Raw genomic sequence first — 11,073 nt, forward strand, 5'->3', positions numbered from 1 at the left:
CCCGCCCGAGGCGGGTACCGGGCCGCCGTCGGCCGCGGGCTCAGCCGGCCTTGCCGACGAACTCGGTGGTGTAGGTCCGGCTCAGGTCGATGGACCCTTCCTTGCCCTTGACGTCCGGGTGGAAGGCGCCGAGCACGTCCAGGACGGTCTTCGGTCCGTCGGGCGGCATCACCCCGTCGGTGGTGAACATCGGCAGGGTGGCCTTGATCGCCTCGGCGTACTGCCCGGCGCCGCCCTGTGCGTAGTCGGCCGGCATCTTGGCGGCGATCTCGGCCGGGGTGTGGGCGGACATCCACTTGAGCGTCCTGACGAACGCGTCGGCCAGCTTCTGGGTGGTGTCCTTGTTCCGGTTCACCCAGTCGGTGTTCATGTACAGCGCGGAGGACGGGTAGAGCCCGCCGAGCGCGGCGCGCGAGCCCTCGGGGGTGCGCATGTCGTAGAGCACCGTGCCGATCTTCTTGTCCAGGATGCCGGCCACGGTCGGATCCGTGGTCATCCCGGCGTCGATGCTGCCCTGCTGCATCGCGGCGATGAAGGTCTGCCCCGCGCCCACCCCGATCGGGCTGAACTCGCTCACCGCGACACCGTTCTTGACGGCGAGGTACTTGGTGAGGAAGTCGGTGGAGGAGCCGATACCGGTGACACCCAGCTTCCTGCCCTTGAAGTCCGCGGCGCTCCTGATCGTCCCCGCCTGCTTGGCGGAGACCACCTCGACCTCGCCCGGGGTCTGCGCCAGTTGCACCACCGACTCCACGTTCTTGCCCTTGGCCTGCAGGTCGATGGTGTGGTCGTAGAAACCGACGGCGCCCTGGACGTCCCCGGCGAGCAGCGCGGTGGTGGCGTTGACCCCGGCGGGTTCGCTCATCAGCTCGACGTTGACCCCCGCCTCGGCGAAGTAGCCGAGCCGCTGGGTGAGCATCGCGGGCAGGTAGATGACCTTGTCCAGGCCACCGACCATGATCTTCACCTTGGGACCGTCGACGGTGGGGCCGGCGGGGGCGGCACCGGAGTGGGAGCCGGAGGCGGCGTCATTGGCGCAGGCGGTCACGGACAGGAGCAGCGCGGCGGCGATGGCGGCTGCGGCGGTTCTACGCATTCTCAATGGCCTTTCGTGGCGGAGGGTTTCAGCGGCCGTCGCCGGTGTCGGCGGGCTTCCAGCGGAACAGGCGCTTCTCGGCGAAGGTGAGCAGTCCCTCGGTGAGCAGCGCGACCACGGCGAGGATGGCCATCGCGGCGTACACACCCGCCGCGTTGAAGGTGCCCTGGGCCGCCGCGACCAGCAGGCCGAGGCCCTTGGTGGCGCCGATGTACTCGCCGACGATCGCGCCGATCAGCGCGAAGCCGAAGCTGACGTGCAGGCTGGTGAAGATCCAGGTGGTGGCGGCGGGAACGACCACCTGCAGGGTGACCTTGCGGTCGCCGGCCCCCAGGATGCGGGCGTTGGCGACCAGGTTGCGGTCGACCTCGCGGGCCCCCTGGAAGGCGTTGAAGAAGACCGGGAAGAACACCAGGACGACGGCCGAGGCGACCTTGGAGGCCGGGCCGAGGCCGAACCAGATCAGGAAGACCGGGGCGAGCACGATCCTCGGGATCGCGTTCAGCACCTTGATGTACGGGCCGAACACCTCGGCGAGGAACCGGATCCGGCCGAGCGTGATCCCGAGCAGCACCCCGCCGATGACGCCGATCACCCAGCCGCCGAGCGCCTCGTAGAGGGTGTAGCCGATCTGCTCGCCGAGCGGGCCCTGGGCGGTGCCGTGGGTGATCCACTGCTGGATCTGGTCCCAGATCCGGGAGGGCTGCGAGAAGTTGAAGGGGTCGATCACCCCGGTGCGGGCGCCGATTTCCCATAGCCCGAGGAAGCCGGCCAGCACCGCGGCACGCATCGCGTACACGGTCAGCTTCCGGTTGCGGGCCGCCCGTTCGCGCTGTTCGGTGCGGGAGGTCACGGCGGCGGGTGTCCGGTCGGCGGTCTCAGGCTGCATGGCCCGCTCCTCGCTCACGGGTGATCCGGACCTCTTCGCCGAGCGAGGCCCAGATCTCGCGGTACAGCTCCACGAACCGGGGTTCCAGCCGGACCGCCTCGACGGTGCGCGGCCTGGGCAGGTCCACGGTGAAGCTCTCCTTGACGGTGGCGGGGCCCGCCGTCATCACCACCACCCGGTCGGCGAGTGCGATCGCCTCGTCCAGGTCGTGGGTGACGAAGATGACGGAGGAGCCGGTGCCGGCCCAGAGTTCGAGCAGCTGGTCCGACATCAGCGCCCGGGTCTGCACGTCGAGCGCCGAGAAGGGCTCGTCCATCAGGAGGATCTCCGGGTCGTTGACGAAGGTCTGGGCGAGCGCCACGCGCTTGCGCATCCCGCCGGAGAGCTGGTGCGGGTAGCGGTCCTCGAAGGCGGCCAGACCCACCCGGCCCAGCCAGTCGCGGGCGCGCTCGCGGGCCTCGTGCGCGGGCACGCCCCGGAAGCGCGGTCCGGCCATGACGTTGGACAGCACGGTCCGCCAGGGGAAGACGGCGTCCTGCTGGAAGACGAAGCCGACCTTCCGGCTGATCCCGCTGACCGGCGCCCCGGCCACCCTCACCTCGCCCTCGGTGGGCTCCTCCAGACCGCTGACCAGGGTCAGCGTGGTGGACTTGCCGCAGCCGGTCGGGCCGACCACGGCGACGAACTCCCCTTCGGCGACGGTCAGATGGAGGTCCCGCACCGCGGTGTGCAGCGCCCCCGAGGGAGTCCTGAACCGCTTGGTCGCACCGGTCAACTCGATCGCCGGCGCTGTTCCCGCCTGTTTCATCGGCCCTCGTCTCCTGCTGGTTCCGTGCTGTGCTCCGGGAGGTTAGGAGCAGGCCCGGGGCGCGCGGCAGCCTTCCGGGCGTACTGCGGCTTTCGCGTGTTGAGGGCTGTTCTGCTCGTTTTGCTTCCGCTACAACAGCGGGGCAGGGCTGACAGAAACACGGCCGAAACATAGGGTGTGCGTCCCAAACCCACCTGTCGGCACCGGGCCGCGGCCGGCCCGCGGTGACCACAGGCCCCCCGGTACGAGAGGAGACCCAGCGATGAGGCGTCCGCACTGGCCCCGCCGGGTCTTCGCCCAGCTGCTGCTCAGCCAGACGGTGGTCACGGTCGGCGTCACCGCCGTGACGGCGGGGCTCTTCCTGGCGCCGGTCAGCCGGGAGCTGGACCGTGACGCGATGCAGCGGGCGCTGTCGATCGCCCAATCCACGGCCTCCGACGAGTCGATCGCCCGTGCCGCGGCCGCCCGGGACGCCGCCGCCGTGCAGCACGTCGCCGAGCGGATCCGCCTGGCCACCGGCGCCAGCTTCGTGGTGGTGACCGACAGCACGGGTATCCGGCTCTCGCACACCGACCCGTCGAGAATCGGCCAGCGGGTCTCCACCGACCCCGAACCGGCCCTGCGCGGGCAGAGCGTGACGGCGATGCAGGAGGGCACCCTCGGCCGCACCGCCCGCGGCAAGGTCCCGCTGCGGCTGGCCGACGGCCGGATCGTGGGCGAGGTCTCGGTCGGCATCAGCGACGACTCCATCCGCCACCGGCTGCTGAGCATGGTCACGGGCATCCTGCTCTGCGCGGGCGCGGGCCTGGCGGCGGGCACGGTGGCCACCCTGGTGCTGGCCCGGCGGCTCAAGCGGCGCACCCACAACATCGCCCTCGCCGACATCTCGGCACTGCTGGTCGAACGCGAGGCGATGCTGCACGGTATCCGCGAGGGCATGGTCGCACTGGACGAGAGCGGCCGGATCCGGCTGGCCAACGACGAGGCGATCCGGCTGCTGGCCCTGCCCGAGGACTCCACCGGACGCCGGATCGACGAGATACTCCCGCCCGGCCGGCTGGCCGAGGTGCTGACCGGCCGGATCGAAGGCGCCGACCTGCCCGCCGTCCGGGGCGACCGGGTGCTGGTGGCCAACCGGATGGCCACCGCCGACGGCGGCGCCGTGGTCACCCTGCGGGACCGCACCGAACTGGAGCTGCTGGTACGGGAACTGGACAACACCCGCAGCCTCACCGAGGCGCTGCGGGCCCAGGACCACGAGCACGCCAACCGCCTGCACACCCTGCTCGGCCTGCTGGAACTCGGCCGGTACGAGCAGGCGGCCGAGTTCGTCTCCGAGCAGTCGGGATCGCACACCGCCCTCACCGCCAGGATCGCCGAGCAGGTCCAGGACCCGCATGCGGCGGCGCTGCTGGCGGGCAAGGCCGCGGTCGCGGCCGAACGCGGCATCCGGCTGGCCGTCACCCCGGACAGCCATCTGCCGGACACGGCCCTCGACCCGCGCGCCGTGGTCACCGTGCTGGGCAACCTGGTCGACAACGCACTGGACGCGCTCACCGGCGGCACGGTCGAGGTCACCCTGCGGGCGGACGGTGCCACCCTGCTGATCGAGGTGGCCGACAGCGGGCCCGGCATCCCCGCCGAGCTGCGCGAGCGGATCTTCGAGGAGGGCTGGACCAGCAAGGACGCACCCGCACACCGCCCGCGCGGCCTCGGCCTGGCCATGGTCCACCGGCTGGCCGAACGCTGCGGCGGGCGGATCGAGGTCGGCCGCGGACCGCTCGGCGGCGCCCGGTTCACGGTCGAACTTCCCGAGGCCCTGCACTCCCCCGTCCCCGGGCCCGTCCGCGTACCGTCCAGCCGCGGCATCCCCCATCTGCCGCAGGCGGCGACCCCCCTGCTCCTGGAGGCACCGTGATCGACGTACTCGTGGTGGACGACGACTTCCGGGTCGCCGAGGTGCACGCCGCCTACGCGGCGAAGGTCCCCGGCTTCCGGGTGACCGGCCGGGCGCACAGCGCCGCCGAGGCACTGGCCGCCCTGGAGCGCCGTCCGGTCGACCTGGTGCTGCTGGACCACCACCTGCCCGACGAGAACGGACTGGCCCTGGTCCGCCGGATGCGCGCCGCCGGGATCGGCTGCGACGTGATGATGGTGACCGCCGCCCGGGACGTCTCCACCGTGCACGCCGCGATGCAGCACGGGGCGCTCCAGTACCTGGTCAAGCCGTTCACCTTCACCGGCCTGCGGGAGAAGCTGGTCGCCTACGCCCAGCTGCGGCACGCGCTGGCCGGGCCGGCCGCGCGCGAGACCTGCCAGGACGAGGTGGACCGGATGTTCGCCGCCATGCGCAGCGCCGCGCCGCCCGCCGCCACCCTCCCCAAGGGCCACTCGGCACCCACCACCGACCTGGTGCTGGGCGTGCTCAGAAAGGCCGGCCGGCCGCTCTCCGCCCAGGAGGTCGCCGACCACTCCGGACTGAGCCGCTCCACCGCCCAGCGCTACCTCAAACAGCTGGAGCGTGACAGCCGCCTGCGGCTGAGCCTGCGCTACGGCGACACCGGCCGCCCCGAGCACCGCTACCTGCTGCCGTCACGCGGCTGACCCGCCCCGCGCATGGGCCGGCTCGCGCATGGGCCGGCTCGCACCGTACGTGGTTCGGGACCCGCCGTTCGACGCCACCTGATCGACGCCACCTGATCGACGTCATCTGATCGACGAGACCTGATCGACGCCGGTCGATCGACGCGAACCTGACAGAAAATCCCGAAACTGGTAACTCTTCTCATCCGAGCTGATCACAAAACGTGACGTAACCCATAGTGACGGCCGCGTTACGTTGGTGAAATAGTCGGCACAGCCCGCACATTCGGCTCTGATTCAAAGGAGAACAGTGCCATGATCTCGCGTATCGCAGGTCTGATGGTTGGAACGGCAGCGGTCCTCGCAGCCGCCGCAGGGCCCGCGCTCGCCGCCCCGGCAACCGCGCAGGCCGTGACCCCCGCCTGCCTGGCGGCCCTCAACCGGCCCTGCGCCTGGCAGCAGCCGAACGGCGCCGGCTCGGGGGTCGTCGGCTCGGCGAAGGTCTACGCCGCCGATGACCAGCTGACCTATCTCCGGGTCGAGGTGAAGATCCAGCGCGCCTGGGGCAGCCCCTGGGAGACCGTCGCCTCCACCACGATGATCCGCAACGGGTCGATAGCGCAGCTGTCCACCCCCGTGGTGGTGACCGACTACCGCACCATGGTCTGCGCCACCGGCGGCCCGGCGGCCGACGTGGAGCAGTTGGTCACCACCTGTACGCCGTAACACCTCGAAGGCGTGGGGAACCGGTCCGACCGCCCGGTTCCCCACGCCTTCGGCCTCCGGTCGCTACGCCGCGCCCGCCCCCGTCAGCGACCGGACCTCCAGCTCGGCGTACCGGTCGGGGTCCGGGACCTCCGGTGAGGTCACGGTGCCGATCCAGCCCGCCAGGAAGCCCATCGGAATGGAGACCACACCGGGGTTCTCCAGCGGGAACCAGTGGAAGTCCACACCGGGGAAGAGCGCGTCCGGGGTCCCGGAGACCACCGGGGAGAACACCACCAGCAGGACCGCGGGGACCAGCCCCCCGTAGACCGACCAGACCACGCCGCGGGTGGTGAACCGGCGCCAGAAGAGGGTGTAGAGCAGGGTCGGCAGATTGGCCGAGGCGGCCGCCGCGAAGGCGAGGCCGACCAGGAAGGCGACGTTCAGCTGCTGGGCGAAGAGGCTGAGCACGATGGCCGTGGCCCCGATCACCACGGCCGCCACCCGGGCCGCCACCACCTCCTGGCGATCCGTCACCTCCTCGGCACCGGGGCGCCGCCAGGCCCGCGCGTAGAGGTCGTGGGCGGAGGCGGCCGAGGAGGCCAGGGTGAGTCCGGCCACCACGGCCAGGATGGTGGCGAAGGCCACCGCCGAGATCAGCGCGAACAGCATCATGCCCCCGGCGCTGCCCATGCCGCCGCCCAGATCCAGGGCCAGCAGCGGAACCGCGGTGTTCCCGGCGGAGTTGGCGGCCCGTACCGTCGTCGCGCCGATCAGCGCGGTCGCACCGAGGCCGAGCACGATGGCCATCAGGTAGAAGCCGCCGATCAGGCCGATGGCCCACATCGTGGAGCGCCGGGCGGCCCTGGCCGTCGGCACCGTGTAGAAGCGGGACAGGATGTGCGGCAGACCCGCCGTGCCGAGCACCAGGGCGAGGCCCAGGCTGAAGAGGTCCAGCCGACTGGTGGCACTCGTGCCGTACTTGAGCCCGGGCTCCAGGTAGGCCTGGCCGACACCGCTGTTCCGTGCGGCGGCCCGCATCAGCGCGAACGGGTCACCGTGGAAGCGGGCCAGCACCAGGACGGTGAGCAGCAGTGCACCGGCCAGCAGCAGCCCGGCCTTGACGATCTGGATCCAGGTGGTGGCCCGCATCCCGCCGACCGTCACATAGATGATCATCAGTGCGCCGACCCCGACGATGGTCAGCGTCTTGGCGAGGCCGCTGTCGGTGCCCAGCAGCAGGGCGACCAGGCTGCCCGCACCGACCATCTGCGCGATGAGGTAGAGCAGGGTGACGACCACACCGGCCGTACCGGCGGCGGCCCGCACCGGGCGCTGGCGCATCCGCAGGGCCAGCACATCGGCCAGGGTGTACCGGCCGGCGTTGCGGACCAGTTCGGCGACCAGCATCAGCACCACCAGCCAGGCGACCAGGAAGCCGATGCTGTAGAGCACGCCGTCGTAGCCGTACAGCGCGATCAGGCCGGTGACGCCGAGGAAGGAGGCGGCGGAGAGGTAGTCCCCGGAGAGCGCGAAGCCGTTCTGCAGCGAGGTGAAGCCGCGCCCGCCGGTGTAGAAGTCCTCGGCCGCCTGGCCACGCCGTCCGGCCCAGAGGGTGATGCCGAGGGTGACCAGGACGATGACCGCGAACAGGACGATGGCCAGGTCGTGGTGGGCACCGCCGGTCAGCGTCCCGATGCCGGAGGGCGCGGGCGCCGGCTGCGGCGGTGTGGTGGTGAGCGGCGCCGAGTGCGGGGCGAGGTACGGGGCGTCCGGCCGCGCGGTCACGGCGAGTGCGGTCTGGGGGTTCGGGATCCGGGTCATCGCAGCTGGTCCTGGGTGTCCCAGCGGAGGCCGAGCGCCGCACGGTCCCGCTTGGCGCGGGCGTTCCTGGCGTAGAGCCAGGCGAGCAGGAAGGTGGAGGCGAACTGCAGCAGGCCGAGCAGCCAGGCGACGTTCACCGGACCGGCCACCTGACTGCGCATCAGCCCGGGGGCGGCGGCCTGCGCTCCGAGGTAGAGCAGGTACCAGGCCAGGAAGGCCACGGTGGCGGGGAAGACGAAACCGCGGTAGCCGCGCCGGATCTCCTGGAACGCCGCGCTGGCCTGCACCTCCCGGTAGACCTCGGCGGCGGCCTCGGCCGACACCGAGGTCTCTTCGGGTGCGGCCGAGGCCGCCGCCGACGGCTCCACGGCTGTCCTGGCCGCCGAACGCCCGAGTGTGAGGCGTCTCACCGGCGACGGGAGGACTGCCTTGCGTCCGGCGGGCTGTGCCGCCCACCAGTCGAACCTCTCCTGCTGTGCCACTGCTGCTCCTGGACCTGGACGCCGAAGGGGGTGGGGCGTCGGTGTGGGCTGGTGCAGGTGGCGAAGATTGCGGTTCCGCACACCCGCTGACCGCACCATGGTCGAGCCGCTGGGAACACCCTTCTGGCCGATTGCAGATACGTTCACCCGATCAGGCGATCGAAGCGTCAGCTCACGAACTGCGCCTAATCCCATGGGTGAACGCGTACGCCACCGCCTGCGCGCGGTCACGGACGGCGGTCTTGGCGAAGAGGTTGTTGATGTGCGTCTTGACCGTCGCCTGGCTGACGAAGAGCTCCCGCGCGATCTCCGCGTTGGACAGCCCGTCGGCGATCAGCGCCAGCACCTCGGCCTCCCGGGCGGTGAGCCCGTCGGGCAGCTCGGCCCGGGCCGCCGCCCTCGGTTCGCCCGCAGCCGGCCGGTCCTGTCCGGGCGTCTGCGACAGCCGCTCCAGCAACCGCAGCTGCACCTGGGGCGAGAGACCCGCCGCGCCGGAGCGGACGTCCGCGATCGCCCGGGCGATCTCCTCGCCGCCGGCGTCCTTGGTCAGGTACCCGCGGGCACCGGCCTGCAGGGCGGGGAAGAGTGAGGCGTCGTCGGCGTAGGTGGTGAGCACCACGACCTCGGTGGCCGGGTACTCGGCGCGGATCCTCCGGGTGGCCTCGACGCCGTCGCAGCGCGGCATCCGGAGGTCCATCAGGACCACGTCCGGGCGGTGCTCGGCCACCAGCCGGACGGCCTCCTCGCCGTCGGCGGCCGAACCGACGACCTCGATGCCCGGCAGCAGACCCAGCAGCATCACGATCCCCTCGCGCACCACCGTCTGGTCGTCGGCGACCACTACCCTGGCCGGCCGGTCAGTCATGCCCCACCTCATTCACGCCGGCACCCGCAGCAGCACGCGCCAGCCTCCGTCCTCCGGGCCCGCCAGCAGCTCGCCGCCGAGCAGCTCCGCGCGTTCGCGCATCCCCAGAAGACCGTACCCACTCCCGCTGACCGCGAGCTCCCCCGAGCCCGCGCCACGCGGTGGACGGCCGTTGCGCACCTCCAGCTCCACACCGTCCTCCAGATAGCCGAGCCGGACCGTGACGCGGCTGCCGGGCGCGTGCTTGCGGACGTTGGTGAGCGCCTCCTGGGTGGTGCGCCGCACCGCCAGCGCGGCCTCGGCGGCCAGCGGCCTGGCCGTACCCCACACGATCAGCTCCGCCCCCGCCTGTCCGGTCAGCTCCACCAGGTACTCGCCCACCGGCGTGAACTCGCCGCGCAGCGCGGAGAGCGCCTGCCGGGTCTCGGCCAGGCCGTCCTGCGCCATCCGGCGGGCCGCCACCACCCGCTCCCTGACCGCCTCGCGCTCGGCCCCGGTGTCCAGCATCAGCCGGGCCGCCTCCAGGTGGACCAGCTGCGCGGAGAGGCTGTGCGCCAGTACGTCGTGGATCTCCCGGGCGATCCTGGCCCGTTCGGCCAGCGCCGCGCTCTCCGCCTCGGCCTTGTGCGCGGCCCGTTCCTGGACCAGCAGCCGGTGCGCGGTGGCCCGGGCTCCGGCGTCCAGGCGCAGCAGGTACCCGAGCAGCATCAGGCCGCCGACGGTGGGGGCGGTGGCCAGCCAGCCGCCCCAGCCCACCACGGTGTACGTGCCGAAGGCGGCGGCCGCCGCCAGCACGGCCGGCCCGAGCGGCAGCCGGACCAGCACGGTGACCCCGAGCCCGAGGAAGACGATGTCCGACAGCGGGGTCGCGTGCTGCCACTCGGCCAGGGCGCCGACCGCGAGCAGCCCGGCGGTGGCCGCCATGGCGGGCCCCAGCCGCTGGCCGCGGGTGGACCGGAGCAGGGCCACGGTGAGGGCCACCGCGGCGAGGATCTCCGCCGCCACCGCGGCGCCTTCCCAGAACCCGAAGCGGCCGTGCGCGTAGGTGCCCCAGATCATCACCGTGAGCACCACGATCCGGGTGACCACCGAGATGACGCGCCGCGGCGTACTCTCCCGGTCGCGGCTCGTCCCCTCCCGGGGCGGCCAGCGGGTCCACTCCTCCAGCGGCACGGACGGTCCTCTCGCGGCTCGGACAGTCGGCTCAGACGCCGACGGCATGGGGCTGCTCCAGGCTACGGGCCCGCCAGTTCACCACCACACCGCGGACCAGCAGCAGCGCGCCGAGGCTGAGCAGCAGGGCGTTGCTGCTCTGGTGCACATGGAGCGCGGCGCCGATGCCGTAGAGGCCGAGCCGGACGGCGATCATGACACCCCAGGCGGCGACGGTGGCCTTGGTGCCCTTGGCCCACACACTGCCGTCGCCCTCCTGCCAGAGCCGGACGGTCCATCCCCAGACCGAGCCCATGGCGAGCACCGCGACGATCGAGGCGGCCAGCAGTGCGGCGGACTCGGCCCTGTGGGCGGGGTCGACGAGCCTGGGATCGCGCAGTGCGACCACGGCCAGGACCACCGGGAGGATCCAGAACCGGCGCTCGGTGTCGATCCTGCGGGCGCGCAGCTGACGGCTGATGACCAGGGCGATCGCCGCGACGGCGATCAGGACGTTGGCGAGGGCGGGCATCGGTTTCTCCGACCGGACGGTGGTGTTTCCCTGACACCACCGACGCTACGGATCACGGGCCCGCGAGTCCTCGGAGCCAGGGTTGATCCGGACGGCGGAGGGGCCCTCCACCCGTGGGTGGAGGGCCCCTCGGTACC

General features: G+C 72.1%; 11 protein-coding genes. 3 read left to right on the forward strand and 8 right to left on the reverse strand.

The window, feature by feature from the left end; translation table 11 throughout:
- Positions 1 to 40: 40 nt before the first annotated feature.
- Genes ACSMTC_RS12590 through ACSMTC_RS12600 form a run of 3 tightly spaced genes read right to left on the reverse strand, consistent with a single transcriptional unit; the run spans position 41 to position 2,793 of the window.
- Entirely contained in the window at positions 41 to 1,096 is a 1,056-nt protein-coding gene (locus tag ACSMTC_RS12590) for an ABC transporter substrate-binding protein (RefSeq protein WP_436559768.1), read from the reverse strand.
- A 28-nt stretch (positions 1,097 to 1,124) separates the two neighbouring features.
- Positions 1,125 to 1,985: an ABC transporter permease gene (locus tag ACSMTC_RS12595; RefSeq protein ID WP_436559769.1), complete on the reverse strand. Its 861-nt coding sequence runs from the start codon at positions 1,983 to 1,985 to the stop codon at positions 1,125 to 1,127.
- Positions 1,975 to 2,793 carry an ABC transporter ATP-binding protein gene (locus ACSMTC_RS12600; protein ID WP_436559770.1) on the reverse strand — a complete coding sequence of 273 codons (819 nt, stop codon included), beginning with the start codon at positions 2,791 to 2,793 and terminating at the stop codon, positions 1,975 to 1,977. Before ACSMTC_RS12600 ends, ACSMTC_RS12595 begins: the two co-directional genes overlap by 11 nt.
- A 262-nt stretch (positions 2,794 to 3,055) precedes the next feature.
- Here ACSMTC_RS12600 and ACSMTC_RS12605 point away from each other — a divergent pair, with 262 nt between their 5' ends.
- From ACSMTC_RS12605 to ACSMTC_RS12615, 3 genes are all read left to right on the forward strand, one after another.
- Entirely contained in the window at positions 3,056 to 4,711 is a 1,656-nt protein-coding gene (locus ACSMTC_RS12605; RefSeq protein WP_436559771.1) for an ATP-binding protein, read from the forward strand.
- Positions 4,708 to 5,397, forward strand: a complete 690-nt coding sequence (locus tag ACSMTC_RS12610; protein ID WP_436559772.1) for a response regulator — start codon at positions 4,708 to 4,710, stop codon at positions 5,395 to 5,397. Before ACSMTC_RS12605 ends, ACSMTC_RS12610 begins: the two co-directional genes overlap by 4 nt.
- Before the next feature lie 294 nt (positions 5,398 to 5,691).
- The gene (locus ACSMTC_RS12615) at positions 5,692 to 6,102 is read left to right on the forward strand and encodes a hypothetical protein (RefSeq protein WP_436559773.1); all 411 of its coding nucleotides are present in this window, start codon (positions 5,692 to 5,694) and stop codon (positions 6,100 to 6,102) included.
- Positions 6,103 to 6,165: 63 nt separating this feature from the next.
- Here ACSMTC_RS12615 and ACSMTC_RS12620 read toward each other — a convergent pair whose 3' ends face one another.
- The 5 genes from ACSMTC_RS12620 to ACSMTC_RS12640 form a co-directional block, all read right to left on the reverse strand.
- Positions 6,166 to 7,905 (reverse strand): solute symporter family protein, encoded by a 1,740-nt coding sequence (locus ACSMTC_RS12620; RefSeq protein ID WP_436559774.1) that lies wholly within the window; start codon positions 7,903 to 7,905, stop codon positions 6,166 to 6,168.
- Positions 7,902 to 8,387, reverse strand: coding sequence for a DUF485 domain-containing protein (locus ACSMTC_RS12625; protein ID WP_436559775.1), 486 nt, complete (start codon positions 8,385 to 8,387; stop codon positions 7,902 to 7,904). The genes ACSMTC_RS12620 and ACSMTC_RS12625 overlap by 4 nt, the downstream gene beginning before the upstream one ends.
- Positions 8,388 to 8,559: 172 nt before the next feature.
- Positions 8,560 to 9,252 (reverse strand): response regulator, encoded by a 693-nt coding sequence (locus ACSMTC_RS12630; protein ID WP_436559776.1) that lies wholly within the window; start codon positions 9,250 to 9,252, stop codon positions 8,560 to 8,562.
- 12 nt (positions 9,253 to 9,264) lie between these two features.
- Positions 9,265 to 10,425 carry a sensor histidine kinase gene (locus ACSMTC_RS12635; protein ID WP_436559777.1) on the reverse strand — a complete coding sequence of 387 codons (1,161 nt, stop codon included), beginning with the start codon at positions 10,423 to 10,425 and terminating at the stop codon, positions 9,265 to 9,267.
- Positions 10,426 to 10,456: 31 nt separating this feature from the next.
- Entirely contained in the window at positions 10,457 to 10,936 is a 480-nt protein-coding gene (locus ACSMTC_RS12640; protein WP_436559778.1) for a DUF1453 domain-containing protein, read from the reverse strand.
- Between the last annotated feature and the right edge of the window lie 137 nt (positions 10,937 to 11,073).

Source organism: Kitasatospora sp. HPM-01-4 (assembly GCF_051374625.1).
GTDB lineage: Bacteria > Actinomycetota > Actinomycetes > Streptomycetales > Streptomycetaceae > Kitasatospora.

What these genes read in the sequence shown, in the direction of transcription:
- ACSMTC_RS12590 (WP_436559768.1), bottom strand. Translation starts at nt 1,096, where the DNA reads ATGCGTAGAACCGCCGCAGCCGCCATCGCCGCCGCGCTGCTCCTGTCC.
- ACSMTC_RS12595 (WP_436559769.1), bottom strand. Translation starts at nt 1,985, where the DNA reads ATGCAGCCTGAGACCGCCGACCGGACACCCGCCGCCGTGACCTCCCGC.
- ACSMTC_RS12600 (WP_436559770.1), bottom strand. Translation starts at nt 2,793, where the DNA reads ATGAAACAGGCGGGAACAGCGCCGGCGATCGAGTTGACCGGTGCGACC.
- ACSMTC_RS12605 (WP_436559771.1), top strand. Translation starts at nt 3,056, where the DNA reads ATGAGGCGTCCGCACTGGCCCCGCCGGGTCTTCGCCCAGCTGCTGCTC.
- ACSMTC_RS12615 (WP_436559773.1), top strand. Translation starts at nt 5,692, where the DNA reads ATGATCTCGCGTATCGCAGGTCTGATGGTTGGAACGGCAGCGGTCCTC.
- ACSMTC_RS12620 (WP_436559774.1), bottom strand. Translation starts at nt 7,905, where the DNA reads ATGACCCGGATCCCGAACCCCCAGACCGCACTCGCCGTGACCGCGCGG.
- ACSMTC_RS12630 (WP_436559776.1), bottom strand. Translation starts at nt 9,252, where the DNA reads ATGACTGACCGGCCGGCCAGGGTAGTGGTCGCCGACGACCAGACGGTG.
- ACSMTC_RS12640 (WP_436559778.1), bottom strand. Translation starts at nt 10,936, where the DNA reads ATGCCCGCCCTCGCCAACGTCCTGATCGCCGTCGCGGCGATCGCCCTG.